20 protein-coding genes are annotated in these 20487 nt (G+C 38.1%); 8 read left to right on the top strand and 12 right to left on the bottom strand.

Going from position 1 to position 20487, the window contains the following annotated elements; all coding sequences use genetic code 11:
- Nucleotide 1: 1 nt before the first annotated feature.
- Both AADJ06_RS09640 and AADJ06_RS09635 read right to left on the bottom strand, forming a co-directional pair.
- Nucleotides 2–406 carry a hypothetical protein gene (locus tag AADJ06_RS09640; protein WP_341226233.1) on the bottom strand — a complete coding sequence of 135 codons (405 nt, stop codon included), beginning with the start codon at nucleotides 404–406 and terminating at the stop codon, nucleotides 2–4.
- Nucleotides 407–545: 139 nt separating this feature from the next.
- Nucleotides 546–1163 carry a hypothetical protein gene (locus AADJ06_RS09635; RefSeq protein WP_341226232.1) on the bottom strand — a complete coding sequence of 206 codons (618 nt, stop codon included), beginning with the start codon at nucleotides 1161–1163 and terminating at the stop codon, nucleotides 546–548.
- Nucleotides 1164–1297: 134 nt separating this feature from the next.
- Here AADJ06_RS09635 and AADJ06_RS09630 point away from each other — a divergent pair, with 134 nt between their 5' ends.
- A complete protein-coding gene (locus AADJ06_RS09630) occupies nucleotides 1298–2755 on the top strand; it encodes a leucyl aminopeptidase (RefSeq protein ID WP_341226231.1) in 1458 nt (485 codons plus the stop codon).
- Here AADJ06_RS09630 and AADJ06_RS09625 read toward each other — a convergent pair.
- The 3 genes from AADJ06_RS09625 to AADJ06_RS09615 are packed head-to-tail and all read right to left on the bottom strand — an operon-like array spanning nucleotide 2752 to nucleotide 3853.
- Nucleotides 2752–3081: a type II toxin-antitoxin system PemK/MazF family toxin gene (locus AADJ06_RS09625; protein WP_341226230.1), complete on the bottom strand. Its 330-nt coding sequence runs from the start codon at nucleotides 3079–3081 to the stop codon at nucleotides 2752–2754. The two genes, AADJ06_RS09630 and AADJ06_RS09625, sit on opposite strands and share 4 nt — an antisense overlap.
- Complete coding sequence (locus AADJ06_RS09620) at nucleotides 3075–3326, bottom strand: AbrB/MazE/SpoVT family DNA-binding domain-containing protein (RefSeq protein ID WP_341226229.1); 252 nt, start codon at nucleotides 3324–3326, stop codon at nucleotides 3075–3077. Before AADJ06_RS09620 ends, AADJ06_RS09625 begins: the two co-directional genes overlap by 7 nt.
- A 38-nt stretch (nucleotides 3327–3364) precedes the next feature.
- On the bottom strand, nucleotides 3365–3853 hold the full coding sequence (locus tag AADJ06_RS09615; RefSeq protein WP_341226228.1) for a methylated-DNA--[protein]-cysteine S-methyltransferase: 489 nt from the start codon (nucleotides 3851–3853) through the stop codon (nucleotides 3365–3367).
- 65 nt (nucleotides 3854–3918) lie between these two features.
- Between AADJ06_RS09615 and murF the strand changes: the two genes are divergently transcribed.
- Complete coding sequence (murF, locus tag AADJ06_RS09610; RefSeq protein ID WP_341226227.1) at nucleotides 3919–5208, top strand: UDP-N-acetylmuramoyl-tripeptide--D-alanyl-D-alanine ligase; 1290 nt, start codon at nucleotides 3919–3921, stop codon at nucleotides 5206–5208.
- On the opposite strand, the gene AADJ06_RS09605 is transcribed toward murF, so the two are convergent.
- A complete protein-coding gene (locus tag AADJ06_RS09605; protein ID WP_341226226.1) occupies nucleotides 5201–7429 on the bottom strand; it encodes a hypothetical protein in 2229 nt (742 codons plus the stop codon). The genes murF and AADJ06_RS09605 overlap by 8 nt on opposite strands.
- A 248-nt stretch (nucleotides 7430–7677) precedes the next feature.
- On the opposite strand from AADJ06_RS09605, the gene ahcY reads away from it, so the two are divergent.
- The 3 genes from ahcY (at nucleotide 7678) to AADJ06_RS09590 (ending at nucleotide 10899) form a co-directional block, all read left to right on the top strand.
- Nucleotides 7678–8994 (top strand): adenosylhomocysteinase, encoded by a 1317-nt coding sequence (gene ahcY / locus AADJ06_RS09600; RefSeq protein ID WP_341226225.1) that lies wholly within the window; start codon nucleotides 7678–7680, stop codon nucleotides 8992–8994.
- 109 nt (nucleotides 8995–9103) lie between these two features.
- Entirely contained in the window at nucleotides 9104–10333 is a 1230-nt protein-coding gene (locus tag AADJ06_RS09595; RefSeq protein ID WP_341226224.1) for an endo-1,4-beta-xylanase, read from the top strand.
- Nucleotides 10333–10899, top strand: a complete 567-nt coding sequence (locus tag AADJ06_RS09590; RefSeq protein WP_341226223.1) for a GNAT family N-acetyltransferase — start codon at nucleotides 10333–10335, stop codon at nucleotides 10897–10899. The genes AADJ06_RS09595 and AADJ06_RS09590 overlap by 1 nt, the downstream gene beginning before the upstream one ends.
- 33 nt (nucleotides 10900–10932) lie before the next feature.
- Here the strand turns inward: AADJ06_RS09590 and bshC are convergent, their stop codons facing one another.
- Nucleotides 10933–12483 (bottom strand): bacillithiol biosynthesis cysteine-adding enzyme BshC, encoded by a 1551-nt coding sequence (bshC, locus tag AADJ06_RS09585; protein ID WP_341226222.1) that lies wholly within the window; start codon nucleotides 12481–12483, stop codon nucleotides 10933–10935.
- Between the two features lie 106 nt (nucleotides 12484–12589).
- Here bshC and mnmD point away from each other — a divergent pair, with 106 nt between their 5' ends.
- From mnmD to AADJ06_RS09570, 3 genes are all read left to right on the top strand, one after another.
- Nucleotides 12590–13216: a tRNA (5-methylaminomethyl-2-thiouridine)(34)-methyltransferase MnmD gene (gene mnmD / locus AADJ06_RS09580; RefSeq protein ID WP_341226221.1), complete on the top strand. Its 627-nt coding sequence runs from the start codon at nucleotides 12590–12592 to the stop codon at nucleotides 13214–13216.
- Nucleotides 13217–13272: 56 nt separating this feature from the next.
- Complete coding sequence (locus AADJ06_RS09575; protein ID WP_341226220.1) at nucleotides 13273–14064, top strand: (Fe-S)-binding protein; 792 nt, start codon at nucleotides 13273–13275, stop codon at nucleotides 14062–14064.
- Between the two features lie 147 nt (nucleotides 14065–14211).
- Nucleotides 14212–14712: a hypothetical protein gene (locus AADJ06_RS09570; RefSeq protein ID WP_341226219.1), complete on the top strand. Its 501-nt coding sequence runs from the start codon at nucleotides 14212–14214 to the stop codon at nucleotides 14710–14712.
- A gap of 44 nt (nucleotides 14713–14756) precedes the next feature.
- Here AADJ06_RS09570 and prfB read toward each other — a convergent pair.
- From prfB to AADJ06_RS09545, 5 genes are all read right to left on the bottom strand, one after another.
- A protein-coding gene (gene prfB, locus AADJ06_RS09565) for a peptide chain release factor 2 (RefSeq protein WP_341226218.1) occupies nucleotides 14757–15834 on the bottom strand; the annotation gives its coding sequence in 2 pieces (ribosomal slippage) (nucleotides 14757–15782 and nucleotides 15784–15834; 1077 coding nt in all).
- 123 nt (nucleotides 15835–15957) lie between these two features.
- Nucleotides 15958–16839 carry an ATP synthase F1 subunit gamma gene (gene atpG, locus AADJ06_RS09560; RefSeq protein ID WP_341226217.1) on the bottom strand — a complete coding sequence of 294 codons (882 nt, stop codon included), beginning with the start codon at nucleotides 16837–16839 and terminating at the stop codon, nucleotides 15958–15960.
- Nucleotides 16840–16857: 18 nt separating this feature from the next.
- Nucleotides 16858–17475 (bottom strand): methyltransferase domain-containing protein, encoded by a 618-nt coding sequence (locus AADJ06_RS09555; protein ID WP_341226216.1) that lies wholly within the window; start codon nucleotides 17473–17475, stop codon nucleotides 16858–16860.
- A 74-nt stretch (nucleotides 17476–17549) separates the two neighbouring features.
- A complete protein-coding gene (gene atpA / locus AADJ06_RS09550) occupies nucleotides 17550–19127 on the bottom strand; it encodes a F0F1 ATP synthase subunit alpha (protein ID WP_341226215.1) in 1578 nt (525 codons plus the stop codon).
- Between the two features lie 241 nt (nucleotides 19128–19368).
- Complete coding sequence (locus tag AADJ06_RS09545) at nucleotides 19369–20352, bottom strand: NAD-dependent epimerase/dehydratase family protein (RefSeq protein ID WP_341226214.1); 984 nt, start codon at nucleotides 20350–20352, stop codon at nucleotides 19369–19371.
- Between the last annotated feature and the right edge of the window lie 135 nt (nucleotides 20353–20487).

Genomic DNA, 20487 nt, shown 5'->3' with positions numbered 1-20487 from the left:
TTTACTCCTTCCCATACTCAAGCACCTTAAAGTTGGTCACCTCCCATTTTGAGCCCTCTTTTTTGCATTGGATAATGCCCGTCATGAAGTAGTTGATTTCTGTGTTATAGTCCACTAGGTCGAAGTCGATTTTTGCTTCCCAGTAGGTTTCATCTTGTTTTTCTTCTATAATTCTAATATCAAGAAACTCAGAAAGGTCTACGAAAGTCCATTTGGTCTCGTCTTCATCATTACCGCTTGGGCTGTAATACACGGTTTTCTCTAGTAAGCCATTCATGATTTCATCTTCAGAAGGCTTATCGTTTTCTAGAGTACTTTCTTCAGATGAATCTGTCTCATTGTTTTGACAAGCCGAAAAACTGACTAAAAGAGCCAGGAGATAAAGTGGAAGTGTTTTTTTTAGCATTTGGTTGTATTATTTGTGTTCGAATATAGCTAATAAACTAATGTGTTTCGATAGGTAGGTGTTTCTGCAATCTGAAACTTTAACTTTCAAAATGCATGATTCCGATAGCTAAAACCTGCAAATTGAAACTCAAAGAAGCTCAGTCAGGCACCCTGTGAAACCTAAATTTCAAAATGCCTTGTAGATAAAAACCCATGAAATTTCTTCCTAAACCTGGGGTATATTTGAAGCCCTCTAATTGATTATTGAATGGACTGATTCCTGCTTGAATACCAGGCTCAATGCCTAATGGGGTGTTTTGAGGAGGATTTATGCCAAGACTTATTCCTAAACCACTGATATAAGATAATTTACTTGCCTTCTCGCCCTCGCCCGGTGTAGGATATGGATTGTAGGGCTGGTAGATTCCTTTTTCAAACCCTAATCCATTGCTGACAAAAACACCGAAATACGGACCAAGTTTATCTTCGAATTTTCGTGCTATAAACTTCTTTGAAACTTTAAGGTAAAGCCCAGACCGCTGAGAGATTTCGTAAGATGTTCCTGCTTTATGATATTGCTTTAAGTGATTGCTGTTAATGACTATTCCTCCGGCAATGTCAAAAGCCCTATTCTTTTTAAAAGAATATTCTTGCCCGACTTCAATAGATGTGGCAATTAGCGGAGGTAGATTAATATAAGTTGCACTTAAATTTTTCTGTGCATTGAGGGTGGCAATTGAAAGCAGAGCGAAAACTGCTTTGACAATGTGTTTCATTTTTAGTGTGAGTTCAATATGTAAAGCTATGCTTTTTAGTGTAGAGCTTGTTCTCACAAGTTGAAATTATTAAATGAGGCTAACTAGCAGAAAACTGTCTAAATTTGGAATCCAATTCCAGAAAAAGACAAAAAATGAAGATAAACACCATCACCAAACTAGAATCAGCTAAAACACTCATCATTCCATTTTTAAAAGATGAGAAGCTAGAAGATCAATTAATAAAACGAGCAAAGCTCATTGGTTATGAAATGGAAGAGCTTGGCAATGGCTTTTCAGCGGCTGCTAAGGAAACGTTGATAGTGGCTACACCACGTAAAAAATATAACAAAGTTATATTCTTTGGTCTTGGGAAGAACCCTACCACTAAAGAAGTCATTACCGCTTTCAGGTTATTGTTTAAAAACAATAAGAAGAAGCTCAGCGGCGAAGTTGTGGTTGATTTAAAAGGAAATGCTGATTTAGCAGAATTAATTGCCAACGGAATTTGCCTTGCTTCGTATGAAATAGGCATGTTGAAAACACGTGAAGAGGAAGAGAAAACTGTTTTTAATAACGGAACAAAGTTCAGTTTGTGGGTAACGGCAAACCAAGAAGATAAAATTAAGAAAAGTATAGCGAGAGGCTTGGCAACCGCCGAAACGCAGATGAATATTATGGGATTGGTGGATGCTCCATCAAACTATAAAACGCCACAAATGATGGCGGATTTCATAGAAAAATCAGGCAAGAAAAATGGCTTCAAAGTAACCGTTTATGACGAAAAAGCTTGCGAGAAAATGGGCTTTCAAGCATTACTAGCCGTAGGAAGAGGAAGTGTAGACAGACCAGCCAAAATGGTGGTGATGGAATACAAGTCTTCTAAAGATGCTAAGAAAGTAGGTTTGGTAGGTAAAGGAGTAACTTTTGACACTGGAGGAGTTTCTTTGAAGCCAGGGAACGGCATGGAAGACATGAAGATGGATATGGGTGGCTCTGCTGCTGTAATAGGTGCGGTAGAGTTAGCTGCTAAATTAAAATTAGATGTCAACCTTGTTGGAATAGTGGCCATTACAGAAAACTGTGTGGATGCCCTAGCTATAAAACCGGGTGATGTTATCAATTCTTATGCAAGAAAAACCATAGAAATTATCAATACAGATGCAGAAGGAAGGTTGATACTTGCAGACGCCGTTCATTATATGGCTACGGAATTTGAACCAGAGGTTATGATAGATTTAGCTACGCTTACAGGCAGTTGTATTAGAACCTTGGGTCATGTGGCATCAGGAATGATGACCAATAATGATAAACTAGCCACTCAACTGGAAAAAGCTGCCGAATCAACGGGCGAAAAAGTTTGGCGTTTACCACTTTGGGATGATTTTAAATCAGAGTTAGATTCTGACGTAGCGGATATCAAAAACTTAGGTGGTCCTTATGCAGGAGCTACTACGGCAGGTAAATTCATCGAGTATTTCACCGATGAGCATCCAAACTGGGCTCACCTTGATATTGCTGGTACAGCATTTCACAAAGGCGAGTTCTCAAAAGGAGGTTCAGCTACGGCCTATGGTGTGCGATTATTGACAGAGTTTATGGAGAGGTATTAATATTTAAAACTTTCGATCAACAATTCGCAGAGTAGTTTGGAAGTGGCAATGTCTAATTTACCTAGCTTTTTGACCAGTCTTAATTTGTCAACAGCCCTTATTTGGTCAATTACGATTTGACCGGGTTCTTTATTAAAAAGACAGTCTAACCTTGTGGGATATGACTTTTTGGTATGTGTTAGGAGAGCTACCGTAATTGTATTGAGATATCGATTTTGAATATCGGGAGAAATTATGATACATGGCCTTGTCTTGGCTATTTCGCTACCTTTTGTAGGGTTTAGTTGAACTAGCCAGATGTCAAATCTTTTATAGGATTTTACCATTCTTCTGTATCAAAGTCGTTCTCAAGGTTTTCAAATAAGTCATTTTCTGCTAACTCCCCATTTTCGATAGCCTTCTCAAATTTGGCCGACCAATCTTCCCTAGGTTCAATTTTTATTGGGGATATAATTATTTCGTTATTCCGTAATTCTAACTGAACGTTGTTGTCAATATTTAGAGCATCAAGGAATGCTTTAGGGAGGATAATCCCGTTTGAGTTTCCTATTTTTCTTATTTGCTGTATCATCTCTGTTTTGAAAATGTTATAACAAAAGTATAACATTTTCAAAACAATTCCAAAACCCCATTTGCAATTCTATTCTCATGTTCTAAGAGCCATTTTTTGCGATGCAAGCCTCCGGCATAACCGGTCAAACTTCCATCTTTTCCTATCACTCTGTGGCAGGGAATAATAATGGAGATTGGGTTTTTACCATTGGCAGATGCAGCTGCTCTAATAACCTTTGGGTCGCCCAGTTTATTAGCCATGTCTTGGTAAGACGCTTTTTTGCCAAAATCAATATTCGTCAATTTTTTCCAAACGCGTTTCTGGAAATCTGTACCTTGTGGGTCAAGTTTTAAATCAAACTTCAGAAGAGAGCCATCAAAATATCCTTTTAGTTGCTTTACTAATGCTTTGGCTATTTCTGGTAATTCCGTATCGGAGTTTTCTGTATTCTCCACAAATATTACTGCAAGCACGGCATCTTCGCTGGTTTTTAGTTCCAATGTCCCGACAGGGCTTTCTAAATACGTAGTAAAGGTTTTGGACATTTATTCAAAGTATTGAATCTTCAAATTAGAAAAATTAAGCGAACTTTGGGGCAAAGATGAGCAGCATGAGCATAGAAGAAATATATCAGCGATTTAAAAACTCCAACAAGGTTTGTACAGACACCCGAAAAATTGAAAAGTACGACCTCTTTTTTGCCTTAAAAGGAGGTAATTTTAACGGTAACGAGTATGCTGAAAAAGCCATAGCTGATGGAGCTAACTATGCCATAATTGATGAAGAAGCTTTTAATACTTCCGACCAATGTATTTTGGTGGATGATGTTTTGGAAACATTACAGTTGTTAGCAAATCACCATAGAAAAATCTTTGACATTCCTGTAATCGGTTTGACAGGTTCTAACGGAAAAACCACGAATAAGGAATTGCTAAAAGCGGCCCTTTCTACTAAATATAAGGTTCACGCTACTTTGGGTAATCTGAATAATCATATTGGCGTGCCGCTAACCTTGCTTTCTATGCCAGAAGATACCGAAATGGCGATTATTGAAATGGGTGCAAATCATCAGAAAGAGATAGCGGCTTTATCTAAAATAGCAGAACCAACGCATGGGCTAATCACCAATATTGGGAAATCTCACTTAGAAGGTTTTGGAGGAGTAGAAGGTGTAAGAAAAGGAAAAGGGGAGTTGCTTGATTTCCTAAAAAAATCAAATGGCTATGTTTTTATAAACGAAAATGATGCTACCTTATGTAGTATGGCAAGAGAAAGGGCTATGATGCAGGTCATTTATCATGGCAAAACGAATCATTTATTAGAAATGAAGTCGGAAAGTCCTGTGGTTTCTTGGACATGTTCGGATTCTAAAAAAACGTACAAGGCTCAAATTTCTGGAAAATATAACTTTGAGAATATCCAGGCCGCCTATGCTATTTCAAGTTTTTTTAATGTAGAGGCTGATGTTGCTTGTCAGGCTTTGGCAGATTATGCACCAGATAATAATCGGTCTCAAACAATGGAAAAGGGGAGTAATGTAGTTTATCTTGATGCCTATAACGCTAATCCATCTAGTATGGAAGCTTCTTTAAAGAACTTCATGAACTTAGAAACTACCAAGGGGAAAGTGGTTTTTCTAGGAGATATGTTTGAATTAGGAGAATATTCTGAAGCGGAACACGAAGCGTTAGGGAAACTAGTGGCTGAGGGGAATTTTGAAACGGTGGTACTTTATGGGGAGAACATGAAGTATGCTTTGAAACACTTGCCAAAGGCTTACTATTTCACAGATAAATTCTCTGTTCATAATTGGGTGCATGATAAGAAATTTGAAAACAAAGCCGTCCTTATCAAAGGTAGTAGGGGAGTGAAGCTTGAGACCATTCTTAACTTTATCTAAGTAAGTTAATCTTACCATTTTGGTTTTTGATGGTAGTGCCTCCTTCATCATCAAACCTAGCGTTTAAGAAATACTGATAAACACCAATAGGTGCGGGTATTCCATTATAGTAGCCATCCCACAGCTGAATAGGCTTTCCAGGGTACTCTTGTTCGCTTTGGGCCTCCATAATAGTCCCTTTTCTGTCAATTATTTGATAGTCAAAAGTAAAATCACCGTTTGCTATTAAATCTAAGGTTTCATTAATGCCGTCACCATTTGGCGTAAAAGCGGTTGGTAAGAAAAGCCTGAAACAACCTTCACGCACTTCAATAGTGTCAGAAGAAAAACATGCACCTTCGCCTATTTGGGCCATGTAGGTACCATAAGAATTGGCTGAAAAAGTCATGGCATTTGTCACGAAATTCTCATTGAAAAACCAGTTGATATTAGTAGAAGGTTCATTCTTTAAAGGCAAGGAGACTTCCGTGCTGAAGTCAAAACAGGGGTTCAAGCTTTCATTGAGAAATTCAATCTTTTCTTTCTTCTGAATATTAATATCAAACTTGGCAGGGTAGCTTTCACAGCCAGAAATGGTATTAGTCACATAAAAAGATAGCAAGCCCTCTCTATTGGCATCAATATTTGGCTGGAGTGTTTTGTTATTGCTAATTATGTTGGAGAGGGAGGCATTGTCGTACCATTTTAGGTTTACACCAGTGGCCTCTAATTCACTTATCTCAGCACCCTGACAATATGTAAAAACCTCGTCCATGGCAGGGGCTTCTACTAGGAGCTCAACTAGTATCTTTTTGCTGTTACTTAGTACTTCTTGACAGCCATCTATTACCTGTACCTCATATTCGCCGGTTTCTTTTATTTTTAAGGTCTCTGAATTAACGCCATCAAGAGGCACACCGTCTTTTATCCATTGGTATTTTAATGAGGTGTTGTCTGTATTGTTAACCTCTACTTTTAATGTAGGGTTGCAGGCAAGGCTATCTGCCGTAAAAACCAGTTCGGCTTCAGGTATTTTATAACTTGCCGACACAGTATTTGGAAGTTGTGCTTTTCCTATTTTTCCATTCAAACTAAAGTTTCGGTAAGAAAAATTGGAAGCATCGCCTTCCCCATTAGGATTATGAATGACCGAGAGAAAACCGTCGTCAATGTGAGCTAAGTATACCTTACCATTTGGGCCAAGTTTAAGATTACCGAAGGAGCCTGGCTCTACCAGGAAGTCGCCCAAGCCTGTTTGACTTTGTCCTATGTATGACTTAGAGGTAATTAGTCTTCTGTAGGAAGGAGCATGACTTGTTCTAAATTGGAGCAATTCATAATCATTTGCTAGTCCGCCATCCACACTTCGTTGGTTTAGGTATATTGTTACATAAATTAACTTACCGTCTGGAGAGAAAGCGACTCCTTTAATTTTACTTAGGGCTTTTTGGGTGGTGATACTTCTAATTACTTCTCCCGTGGCATTATCAAAACTAAATATTTCTAAGAAGCCAAATTCTGGGTTTACAGGTTTTGTGACAGCTATTTTACTGCCATCTTCAGAAGCTACTATTTCTTGCTGAAGGCCTAATGAAGAGCCTGAGAAAGGAATCCCTACCTGACTTTCAACGGGTTCGTCGAACTGAATGCCATCTTTAGTGATAAGATAAGTATAAAACCTATTCCCTTCTCCGGAATGAAGCACTAGCCAGTAATCAACATTATTACAGTGTTTGACTGTGGTGAGTCCATAAGAAGATTCGCCTAAAAGCATTTTGGTGTCACCAACCTTTTGCCCTTCGCCGTTATTTGCATTGAGGTCAATTAAGGAGTAGAAAATAGGAAATACCACTGTGCCAGGATTATTATTCCCTGAGAAATCGTCTACAGAAAAAACATAGAATTGATTTTCGGTTTCGGGTATAGGCACTATCAAACCCGGATAACTTGGGTCAAAAGCTGTGATTAAGTTTTCCGCTCCTGGCACGGTGTTTCCGTTTCCATTCCAAACCCTACTTCCATTTGAATACAGTACCAGATTGCCTTCTGCATCAGTATAGGTCATGCTGGCTTTTTCGGTATTCATGTTATTCAGTGTAGAAACCCCTGGATTATCTCCATTAGGAAACTCCATGCCCGCATTGCTACCAAATAGCCAAAAGTTGGCGTGCATATCTGGCCGCTGTGCATTCACAGTGAAATAGCAAGACAACAAGACAAAAATGGAAATTATGACTTTCAATTAAGGCATATTATAGTTAAGTATCTGTAAATCTAAGCTTTCAAAAACAATTGTCTTTGCTTAGGCCATTTGTTTATTAGCTATTTAAATACGCTAATATTTCTGTTTCAGCTCTATTATAGCTTGGTGTTAAATAGATAAAATAAACAATAATATTTGATTTTGTAGGTAATATGACGTAATTTTGGCACTGTATTAGATAATTTGTTTAGTGATTGTCAATTTTAGTAGATAAAATAACTTTTTATATGTCTGTAGCAACAAAAACTTATGTTCCTTACAAAGTCAAAGACATTTCTTTGGCAGATTGGGGTAGAAAAGAAATCACATTAGCTGAAGCAGAAATGCCAGGTCTAATGGAAATTAGAAAAGAATATGGCCCTTCTAAGCCTCTTGCGGGTGCTAGAATAGCTGGATGTCTTCACATGACTATCCAAACTGCCGTTTTAATTGAAACACTTGTAGAGCTAGGAGCTGATGTTACTTGGTCTTCATGTAATATATTCTCTACACAAGACCACGCTGCCGCTGCAATAGCTGCTGCTGGTATTCCGGTTTATGCTTGGAAAGGTATGAACGAGGAAGAGTTTAACTGGTGTATTGAGCAAACTATCTTCTTCGGTGAAGACAGAACACCTCTTAACCTTATCTTAGATGATGGTGGAGACTTGACAAACATGGTGCTTGACGAATTCCCAGAATTAGCGGCAGGTATTAAAGGTCTTTCTGAAGAAACTACTACGGGAGTTCACAGATTGATTGAAAGAGAAAAGAATGGGACATTGGTTATGCCAGCCATAAACGTGAACGATTCTGTTACGAAGTCTAAATTTGACAACAAATATGGCTGTAGAGAATCATTAGTAGATGCTATCAGAAGAGCTACCGATTTAATGCTTGCTGGTAAAGTAGCTGTAGTAGCTGGTTTTGGTGATGTAGGAAAAGGTTCTGCGGAGTCTTTAAGAAATGCAGGATGTAGAGTATTGGTAACAGAAGTAGACCCAATATGTGCTCTTCAAGCGGCAATGGAAGGTTTTGAAGTAGTTACCATGGAAGAAGCTTGTGAGCGAGCATCTATCTTTGTGACGGCTACTGGTAATTATAACATTATCCAGCCTAAGCACTTCAAAGCAATGAAAGACAAGTCTATTGTATGTAACATTGGTCATTTCGACAATGAGATTGACATGGCTTGGTTAAATGGAGAGTCTGGTGCTACTAAAGTAGAAATCAAACCTCAAGTTGATTTATATAACTTGAACGGAAATGATATCATCGTTTTAGCAGAAGGACGTTTAGTGAATCTTGGATGTGCTACTGGCCACCCATCTTTCGTAATGTCTTGTTCTTTCTCAAACCAAACTTTAGCTCAGCTAGAACTTTGGAATAATACAGACGCTTATGAAAACAAAGTATATGTATTGCCTAAGCATTTAGATGAGAAAGTAGCTGCTTTCCACTTAAATCATGTGGGTGCTGCACTTACTAAGTTAACTTCTGAGCAAGCGGAGTATATAGGTGTAACTGTAGAGGGACCTTATAAGCCAGAAGCTTATAGATATTAAGAGTTTCTTAATAACATAGATTTAAAAAACCTCTTTCAGGAAACTGGAAGAGGTTTTTTTATGACAATCTTCTGGGTTATTTTTGAAGAATAATTCAACCATTCCGATCATGAAATTCAAATTAGTTACTCTCCTACTTTTAACCATTACATGTCAAGCCTTCGGTCAATATCAAGGAATTGAAAAAGATATCAATGAAAACCGAAAAGGGCAATTAATCATCAAAGCTAAACCTGGAGCAAAAGTATCTGTAGAACAACTTAGCCATGATTTTTGGTTTGGTGCAGCCATAAGTAATGGTCTTGCCGGAGATTATTGGTCTGAAGAAGATCAAAAGCAATACAGAGAGAAGTTTCTTGAAAACTTCAACTCTGCTGTTACCGAAAATGCTGTAAAATGGTTAAGTATGGAACGTGAGCAAGGAAAAGTAAATTATGCCACGGTAGACGGAATTTTAGAATGGGCAGATGCTAATGAGATTAGAATTCGTGGTCATAATATTTATTGGGGCATTAATAAGTTTGTTCAGCCTTGGCTAAAAGAAATGGACGATAAAGAGCTTGAAACTACTTTGAAAAATAGAGCCTATGATATTGCTGAAAGGTATAAAGGTCGTTTTGTGGAATATGACCTGAACAATGAAATGATTCATGGAAATTTCTATGAAGATAGGCTAGGCGATGGCATCACCAAGAAAATGACGGACTGGTTTCATGAGAAAGACCCTAATGCCAAATTGTGGTTAAATGATTATGATATTCTGACCGGAAAACGTCTTGATGATTACATGGCTCAAATTAGAAAATTACTTGGTCAGGGAGTACCAATAGCAGGAATAGGTGTTCAAGGGCACTTGCACGCCGAAACTTTTGATAGAACAGAATTGAAAAGGTCATTGGATTCATTAGCAACGTTTGGTTTACCAATTAGAATTACGGAATTCAATGTACCTGGTCAGCGTTCCAAGTGGGTTGATAATAAAACTGATAAATTGACTCCTGAGCAAGAATTGGTAAAAGCACAAGAGTTGGTAGACTACTATAAAATTTGTTTTGCCCATCCTTCCGTTACGGGAATATTACAGTGGGGTTTCTGGGAAGGGTCAAACTGGATTCCAGCGTCTTCTATGTACAGAAAGGATTGGTCGCCAACTCCTGCGGTAGATGCATATCAAAACCTGATTTTCAAACAATGGTGGACTACAACCTCAGGAGTTTTAGGAGAAGAGGGAGTCTCAGAGGTTCCTGCTTTCTATGGTAAGTATAAGGTGGTGGTAGATGGCGTGGAGAAAGAAGTTGATTTAAGTAAAGAGAAAGGAAGGGTAGAAGTAGAATTTTAATGATAGAAATAGTAAAAGCGAAAAGGGACGAAGATTTGAGAGGGATTTTGGCACTTCAAGCGGCCAACTTACGTCAAAACCTCAGTCAAGAAGAAATGGAGACACAGGGTTTTGTAACCTTGGAGTATGACTTCGACTTCCTAAAAGTGATGCCGGCTAATAATCATCACATCATAGCTAAAGATGGTGATAAAGTGGTGGGCTATGTTCTTTTAATGGATAGGTCTACCAATCATTTAATGAAGGAGGGTGCTGGTATTTTCCCTATTTTCCATGAAGTGGTTTATAAAGGGAAACAATTTGGAGACACCAATTATGTTTCAGTAGGGCAAGTGTGCGTTGATAAAAACTATGCAGGGCAAGGCCTAATGCGTAGAATGTATAATCAATACAGAGATTCCTACAAGGGTATTTATGACTTAGCGATGACAGACGTATCTAGCAAAAATGCTCGCTCGCTAAATGCTCATCTAAAAACAGGCTTTGAGATAGTCAAAACCTTCGACGAACCTGATGCAGGCGAGCCGTGGGAGATTATTGTTTGGGATTGGCGTAAGGAAAGATAGCACTCTCTCCACCGGAGAGGGCGGGGGGTGAGGTCAAATTTCAATCACATTAAACTGATAATCTAGGGGGTCAAAACTTGCTATCAGTTTCTCTATAAGATCATTCCCTTCTCCGTAAAAATTTAACATGTTGTCCTTTCTTTCCTGTAAGCCGCCAGCTGGACATAGATGCTCTCTTAGTTTTTCAATTTTTGAAAGTGCTTCGCTATAGTTTCTTTTTTCAGCTCTCAGTAGTTTTTTCTCTAGCCTTTCTAGCATGTCTACACTTTTCGTTTCAAAAGCTTTAGTTGTTCTACTCAGGGTAATATCTATTTCATCTGCCTTTTTGAGTACGTCTGCATATATTGTTTGCAGGCTTTCCAACTCTTTTTGCAGGCTTAATTCTTTTTCAGATTCTCTTTTTACATACTGAGCTTTAAGCGAATCTGTAGTCTTGAAAATATCTTCTAAGCCAAAATTTAGTTTCTCTAAGCTTTGAGCACTCCTTTCGTCCAATAAAAGACCAAAGTTTCTTGGCATCAAAGCAGGAAACGCCTCCTTATAAAAATCAAAAACAGGCTTTAATTGTAACCAGTAAGGAACTTCCGAAGGACCACCGATATAAGCCAAGTTTGGCAAAATCCACTCTTCATATAAAGGACGCAGCACTACGTTCGGACTTAGCTTTTCTGGTTCGTTCTCTATTATCGCAAGAATCTCCTCTTTCGAAAACTTGATATCAGTATTAAATACGTCAAAACCGGCATCCGTTTTTACTAATCGCTCTCTTAAACTGTCTTCCAAATAAAAGAAGTTGATTTCTCTTGGGCTAATTTGTGTTTTGTAGCCTAAAGCATCTATAGTGGCTGTTCTCTCATTAACTAAACCAAAGGCTGTATTATTAAAAATGTCATCTTTCATGACAGATGCAAACTGCGACTTTAAAGCACGAGAATCGGCATCTAGTGTTATTAAATCATATTCACCAAAAAGATGATGCATGTATTGACGTACAGCATCGCCTAATTTTTCACTGTTTTGATACGCTTCTTTGAAAAATTCAGCACCTTTCCCTAATTGAGCAGCTAGCTCAGGAAGACCCTCCGTGGTCATTCTTCCTACAGCACCCGTTTGAGCGGTAGCCCACTTTCTTTTTTGACCAAAAGCCCTACAAACCTGAATTTCTTCTAAATCATGGTCTTCGGTCGCCATCCAATACACTGGAACAAAATTGGAATCAGGATAAGCCTCTTTAAGTTTCTTGGCTAAGTTAATGACCGTAATTATTTTAAAAATAATGTAAAGTGGGCCGGTGAATATGTTAAGCTGATGACCTGTGGTAACCGTGTAGGTATTTGGCTCAAGCAAAATGTCAATATTTGGCTTGTTTTCAATATTTGCATATTGATTATGTAACTCAGAAACTAAATTCTCTCTTTTTTGACTGTTAAAGCTTTTGTCTTTTATGAGGTTTTTAAAATTCCCAATAGAGGGATATTGATTGTAAAAAGGCTTTAAAGCTTCTTCTTGATTGATATAGTCTAGAAATAGTTGCGAAAACGCTCCTATTTTTTCCAAAGGTAATTTTTGACAGCCTGGTTCCACGTAATAGCTTTTGATTGGATTGTAAACGATTCAATTTAGTTAAGGGTTCGCAGAAATCCTTGCTTGTTGCATAAGCTTTGTAATTTTGCGTATTAAATTTCCAGAAATGATAAAGCTAACCGCCGACGGAACAACAACTATTTATAGCGAATGTTTTAATCAATATTACCACTCACTTTTTGGTGCTAGACTAGAAGCTGAAAAAGTTTTCATAGAACTAGGTTTAGACTACGCTTTAGAAAAATTTGCGGAGGTGGATATTTTGGAAATGGGCTTTGGGACCGGTTTTAATGCCTTATTAACGAGCCAAAAGGCGGAGGAAGAAAAACGACAGGTTGATTATACTTCACTAGAAGCTTTTCCTATGGAAAAGGAATTGGAAAAAGGGTTGAATTTTGACGTCCAACACCTTCATGACATGGACTGGGAGGTGAGAATTAAAGTCAATGATTTTTTTACTTTAACCAAGAAGAAGGTCACCTTAGAGGAATATGTGAGTGATAAAAAATTCAACCTTGTTTACTATGACGCCTTTGCCCCGTCTTCGCAGCCTGAGCTATGGACAGAAGAAATTTTTCAAAGAGTTGCCGGTTTTATGAATAGTGGTGGCGTTTTGGTAACCTATTGTTCTAAGAGTTATGTCCAAAGAAACCTGCGTTCAGCCGGTTTTGTAGTGGAAAAACATCAGGGCCCTCCAAGGAAAAGAGAGGTTTTGCGAGCGATTCTGAAATAAGACTTGCAAATGTTATGCAAGCATACTAATTTTGAATATACCTTATATAAAGAGAAATGACAGAAGAACTAACTTTCAAAGTGCCTACAATGGCAGACCTTTCAGCAGCAGGAAAAGAGCCAGAAATACTTTTTTGGGTAGGCTGTGCTGGTTCTTTTGATGATAGATATAAGAAAGTAACAGTTTCCTTTGCCAAGATTCTTAATAAAATAGGAGTAGACTTTGCCGTTTTAGGTACTGAAGAGGCCTGTACTGGCGACCCAGCCAGAAGAGCAGGGAATGAATTTTCTTTTCAAATGCTCGCTATGCAGAACATTGAGGTTTTGAATTCCTATGGAATCAAAAGAATAGTAACGGCCTGTCCGCATTGTTTTAATACGTTAAAGAATGAGTATCCAGAACTTGGAGGAAATTATGATGTGGTACACCATTCAGAATACCTTCAAGAATTATTAGATACAGGAAGGTTGGTAGTAAAAGGTGGAGGCTTTAAAGGAGAAAAAATAACTTTCCATGATAGCTGTTATTTAGGACGGGCAAACGACGTGTTTGAAGCCCCGAGAGAGTTAATAAAAGCTTTGGATGCGGAATTGGTAGAGATGAAACGTTGCCGTTCAAATGGCCTATGCTGTGGAGCAGGTGGAGGTCAAATGTTTAAAGAACCAGAGACAGGAAAGAAAGATGTCAATGTAGAGCGTATTGAAGATGCCCTAGAGACAGGTGCTAAAACTATTGCCGTAGGTTGCCCTTTTTGCATGACCATGATGTCAGATGGTGTTAAGAATAAGGAGAGAGAGCATGAAGTCAAAGTTTTTGACCTTGCAGAATTACTTCTGGAGCATATCTAAAGATTCTCGTATATAACAAAAGCTAGATTGTAAGGTCTAGCGAGGCTTTTATCCACAGTTTACAACCTTCTACAAAATATTAGCTTCCTTATAGAATGAAATCAGGAGTGATTGCGTTTACCTGAGTGGAAGTAAAATAAGAACTTTATGTATCAAGACTTTGATAAAATGCCTATCCAATCTCGCGTTTGGATTTATCAGGCGAACCGGAAATTGAGTGCAAAGGAAGAAAATATGACTTCATATTTTTTGAAGAACGCGGTGGAAAATTGGGCGGCTCACGGCTCTCCTTTATTGGGCTCTGCATCAGTTTTTGAAAACCGTTTTGTGGTGGTCGCTCTTGATGAAAATCAAAAACAAGCAAGTGGTTGTTCTATTGACTCATCTACACATTGGTTCAAAGAGCTTGGGTCTGAGCTAGGTGTTGATTTCTTTGATAGGTCTATTGCCTACTTAGAAGACAACGAGGTAAAAACTATTCCTATTTTTAAGGTTAAATCGGCAGTGGAGAATGAATTAATTTCTGCAGGAACTACTGTTTTTAACAATAATGTACCAACATTACAGGAGTTTAAGACTAATTGGAAAACTACTGCAGAGAAGTTACCTTTTATAGCAAAACATATTCAGAAGGTACCAGCAGCGTAAAAAAACTAAGGCCTCTCTTATTTTAATAAGGAAGGCCTTAATCGTTAATCCATCATCAAATATGCCTTGATGAAATCATTGATGTTTCCATCCATCACACTCTGAACATCAGAAGTTTCATGAGCGGTTCTAGCATCTTTCACCATTTTGTAGGGGTGAAAAACATAGTTTCTGATCTGTGAGCCCCATTCTATATTCTTTTTTGAAGCTTCAATGTCCGCTCGGGCAGCATTTCTCTTTTCCAACTCTATCTGGTAGAGTTTAGATTTAAGCATGTTCATTGCATGTTCTTTGTTAGCCAACTGGCTTCTTTCAGCAGAACAAACAATTACTATTCCTGATGGTTTATGGGTAAGTTGAACCTTGGTTTCTACTTTATTTACATTTTGACCGCCAGCTCCTCCAGAACGAGATGTTTGAATTTCAATATCGGCTGGTTTTACTTCCACCTCAATCGTATCATCCACTAAAGGATAGGCATACACGGAAGCAAAAGACGTATGTCTTCTGGCATTACTATCAAATGGAGAAATCCGAACTAAACGATGAACCCCATTCTCTGATTTTAAATAGCCATATGCCTGTGGCCCATCTATCTGCATGGAGGCAGATTTTATTCCGGCACCATCACCGTCAGTCCATTCCAACTGACTTACTTTATAGCCATTTTTCTGAGCCCACATGAGGTACATGCGGTATAACATGCTTGCCCAGTCTTGACTTTCGGTTCCACCTGCTCCAGAGTTTATTTCAATAATAGCGGAGAACTGGTCTTCTTCTCCAGAAAGCATTTTCTTAAGTTCTAATTCTTCAATTATCTCTTCAGTTTTTATTGCTTCTGCATCAATTTCCGCTTCATCTACCTCACCCATTTCATGAAACTCATACAGCGTTTCTAAATCGCTGATACTCGTATCCATTTTTTCGTAAGCTTCTGTCCAGTTTTTTAATGTTTGAATTTCCTTCATTACTTTCTGAGCGTGCTCAGAATCATTCCAGAACTCAGGTTGTGCTTGTTGATTCTCTAAATCTCCTAGTTTAACTACTCTATTATCGTAGTCAAAGATACCCCCTCAAAGCCGTCACCCTGGCTCTCAAACCTTTCAACGCATCTGTTGTCATGATTTCCTTTTGGTTAATAATAATTTAATGTTGCAATTTAAGTCAAAGGCTTTAAACTGGGCCTCAGACAAACAAAAAACCACAGCTTGCAACTGTGGTTCTTGCCAGAAATAAATTTCTGTTTTAACTATCTTTCAACGCTTCTGCACCACCCACTATCTCAAGGATCTCTTTGGTAATAGCAGCTTGTCTTGTTCTATTATAAACTACTTTCAAATCTTTAAGTAGGTCGCCTCCGTTTTCAGTGGCTTTATCCATAGAGGTCATTCTAGCACCATGTTCTGAAGCATTTGATTCTAACACCGCTTTATAAAGGTGCATTTTGATAGCCTTCGGCATCAAATCTAGAATTATTTCTTCTTCACTTGGTTCAAAAATATAATCTGTATTGCTAGCAGCTGATTCATCTACTTTATTGACCAAAGGAAGCATCTGCTCAGTACGTATAATTTGGGTAGCTACGTTCTTAAATTCATTAAAAACTAGTATTACCTCGTCATACTCACCAGCTTCAAAAGCATCCATGGCTTCTTCTGCAGCTTCTCTAGCTTCAGCAAAGCTAAGCTTAGTGAAAATATCAGTATGATTGCCGTTTACGCTATAGCCTAGTCTCTTCAAACCGTCAAAGGCTTTTTTTCCTAGTGCTTTAACTGAAACATTTCCGGCAGCTAGTTGCCTCGAGTACTTTTCGTTAATTAAAGCATTGGTAGCTTTAATTATGTTTGAGTTAAAAGCACCGCATAGGCCTCTATCTGAGGTCACTGAAATAATCAGGACTTTTTCTACAGGTCTTACTGCTGTAAATGGGCTTTGGCTTCCGGTTTCGCTGTTAGCAGATACCGTAGCTATTAACTGGTTTAACTTATTGGCATAAGGACGCATCTGAGTAATAGCATCTTGAGCTCTTCGTAGCTTTGCCGCCGCCACCATTTTCATGGCTTTGGTGATTTGCATCGTTGAGTTAACTGATGTAATTCTATTCCTTACTTCTTTTAATGAAGCCATTTGTATAAATCGTATTAATTATTTCTCTGCTTCTACTAATAATGTCATCGGGAAATTTAAATCAGTTTCCCATTCTTTTCCTAAAACATTTTGGTCTATTATTTCAGGGAATCTAGTCTCTTTGGTTGCTAGACAAACTTTCACATTCTTAAAACCAACATTTTCCAAGCTTTCTTTAAGAAATGAAGGCGTGAGAATTGTTAGGTGCTCTTGCCTACAGATTAAAAAGTTTTCAAGCTTCCCACCAATACTCTCTCTCTCATCAGGAAAGTTTATAAACCAAGCATGGTCGTTTTCAAGGTACTTTCTAATAGCCGTATCTCCATTGGGTCCACCAATTCTTATTTTCCCATCTTTTTTAAGAGCTCTATACATATCTTTCAAATGGAAAGTTAGGTCTGGAAGATGCTCAATAACATGATGAGAATAAAAGAAATCAACCGATTCATCCTTAAAAGGAAGGGTGTATCGTATGTCAGACCAAACGTCTACTTTTGCCGTAAAGAGATTTGAATCTACATTTATCCAACCAGCTAGATAGTTTTTTTGGCCAGGACCCAACTGAACTTTAATAAGATTATCGTTATTTTTTCTGGGTGCCCTTATTGTCCTATATAGTGTCCCATTAATTCTCATAACGGGGCTGAAAAAGGTATAAAATAATTCTTTACTTCGCCTAGATAACATAGAGTTTTACAAAATGGTTAGGTTTAAGCGTATTTAGTAGCAAGGTTTTTACCTTCCTTAAGAATCCACTCAGTAATTTCTTTTTCTAATTTTCCAGCAGCTAAAGTTGCAAGGAACTCAGGCTTACTAGCATTCATTAAAGAAATAAACTCAGCTTCAAACTCTTTAACTCGCTCTACAGGTACTTTATCCATGATTCCATTAATAGAACCATAAATCATAGCAACTTGCTCTCCTACTGGGGCAGGTTGAAACTGAGCTTGCTTAAGAATCTCTTGGTTTCTTCTACCTCTGTCAATTACCAGTTTGGTTGCAGCATCTAAGTCAGAGCCAAATTTGGCAAATGCTTCTAGTTCACGGAACTGAGCTTGATCAAGCTTAAGTGTTCCAGAGACTTTCTTCATTGATTTAACCTGAGCATTACCCCCAACACGTGATACCGAGATACCAACGTTAATAGCAGGACGAATACCTGCGTTAAACAAGTTTTGCTCCAAGAATATCTGACCGTCTGTAATAGATATTACGTTAGTTGGAATATATGCAGAAACATCACCAGCTTGTGTTTCAATGATTGGAAGTGCTGTTAGTGATCCACCACCTTTAACCTTTCCTTTTAAAGAAGGAGGAAGATCATTCATTTGCTGAGCAATTTCATCAGAAGAGTTCACTTTCGCAGCTCTTTCCAATAATCTTGAGTGAAGGTAAAAAACATCACCAGGGTAAGCCTCACGTCCTGGAGGACGACGAAGCAATAATGATACTTCACGGTATGCCACAGCTTGTTTAGATAAATCATCATAGACTACTAATGCAGGTCTTCCGGTATCTCTAAAGTACTCACCAATGGCAGCACCAGTAAATGGCGAGAAAAATTGCATGGCCGAAGGGTCCGCAGCACCTGCCGATACAATTACTGTATAGGCCATAGCTCCGTATTTTCTTAAAGTTTGTTCTACTGCTTTTACAGTAGAGGCTTTTTGACCACAGGCAACATATATACAGAATACAGGCTCGCCTTTATCATAAAATTCTTTTTGATTCAGAATAGTATCAATACAAACAGCCGTTTTTCCGGTTTGACGGTCACCAATTACTAACTCTCTTTGGCCACGACCAATAGGAATCATAGCATCAATTGCTTTAATTCCAGTTTGAAGAGGTTCTGTAACAGGCTCTCTATAAATTACACCAGGAGCTTTACGCTCAAGTGGCATTTCAAAAGTCTCTCCTACAATAGGGCCATTGCCATCGATTGGCTCAGCAAGGGTGTTGACTACACGGCCTATGATTCCTTCACCAACTTTTACAGAAGCAATTTCGCCAGTACGTTTTACTGTGGCACCTTCTTTTATGTCAGAAGATTCGCCAAGCAATACGGCTCCTACATTATCTTCTTCTAGGTTAAGAGCTAATGCTTTTAATCCGTTTTCAAAGGCAAGTAATTCACCTGCTTGTACTTTTGATAAACCGTAAATACGTGCAACTCCGTCACCGATTTGCAATACTGTACCTACTTCTTCCAATTCTGCTTCGGTTTTTGCCCCTGCAAGTTGCTCACGCAAAATGGCTGAAACTTCGTCTGGTCTAACTGATGCCATGTTTATTTAAAATATGTTTTTTGCATTTTATTAAAACCCGAAATAGCCATTTCAAAGGCGTTTGGCCAAATTGAGGGGCTATTTCAGGCTGCGAAATAACTAAGAAAATTTCATAATTCCCATAAAAAGTCATAAAACGGATACTTTTCCTTGCATTATTCTGGGAATGATAGATTTATTATGACATTTCCTTTAGAAAATCTTGTTAGTTTATAACTCGCATATTTATAATGTATAATAATTATTTAAGCTCCCTAAGATATTGAGAAACTCTTTCAATTGTTTTCTCTGGACTTTGGAATTTTATGTCCAACGTGCTCTTTGCTTTAGTATTGTCATACAGGAAATTACTCTTAGCAGAGATTGACGTTTCTTTTGTTATGAGTGGCTTAGCCCCAGTAAGAAAGGAACGAACGGCTTCTACTCGCCATAAGAAGGCAATGAGCTTATCTTTCAATAAGATGCTTGTTGCTGGCTTTTGTAGATGTTTTGCAATTAAGGCAAAGAACTCTTTGTAAGTAAGTTTGCCAGCACTTAGAATGAATCGCTCTGCGTTTATATTGTTTTCCAATAGTTTGACAATCGATGTTGCCACATCTTGCACATCAACATAGTTGATTGAACCATTTGAATAGAACTTGTTTCCCTTTTTGACATAATTGAATAATTGTGTACTGCTTTTCTGCCACTCCCCTTCTCCTAAGATTACGGAAGGGTTAACTATTGCGATCTTTAGTCCTTCCGCCTGTGCTCTCCAAACCTCGAGTTCTGCCAAATATTTGCTTTTCCCATAAGATGAATTTAATGGGGAGTCTTGCCATTTGTTTTCTTCATTGATTATAGTTTCTCTTAGAGGGTCGAGTATGTTTTCTGGTTTACCCAAAGCAGCCACCGAACTTACATGTATAAACTTTTTAATTTTATTGTTATCACAGGCGTTTACCATATTCGCAGTGCCTTCTACATTAGTTAAAAAAAGTTTTTCCTTATCTTTTTTGTGGAAAGATACCATGGCCGCAGCATGAATTACTAGTTCGATACCATCTAGGGCTTTATTGAGAGAGGGCAAGTCTAGTATGTCTCCTTCGACTTGTTCAATGTTAGGCGAAAGTTGACTATTTATACTTCGGACAAGGCATCTCAACTGATATTTGTCGGTTTTAGACAGTTGTCTGCAAATTTCTTTCCCTAACAATCCAGTTGCCCCAGTGATTAGAACCTTCATAAACTCCTTGATATGTATAATGAAAGGGCAAAAATACGTATTTGAGATGGATTATAGGTGTGAGGAATAATCTGATATAGTATAACAATTTAAAGAAGAATCATAAAAGTTAGAATTAGTTAATAATGTTTGGTA

The organism is uncultured Arcticibacterium sp. (assembly GCF_964021845.1).
Taxonomy (GTDB): Bacteria; Bacteroidota; Bacteroidia; order Cytophagales; family Spirosomataceae; genus Arcticibacterium.
Note: the sequence above shows the minus strand (reverse complement) of the source record. Positions and strands in the feature narration are given on the sequence as shown.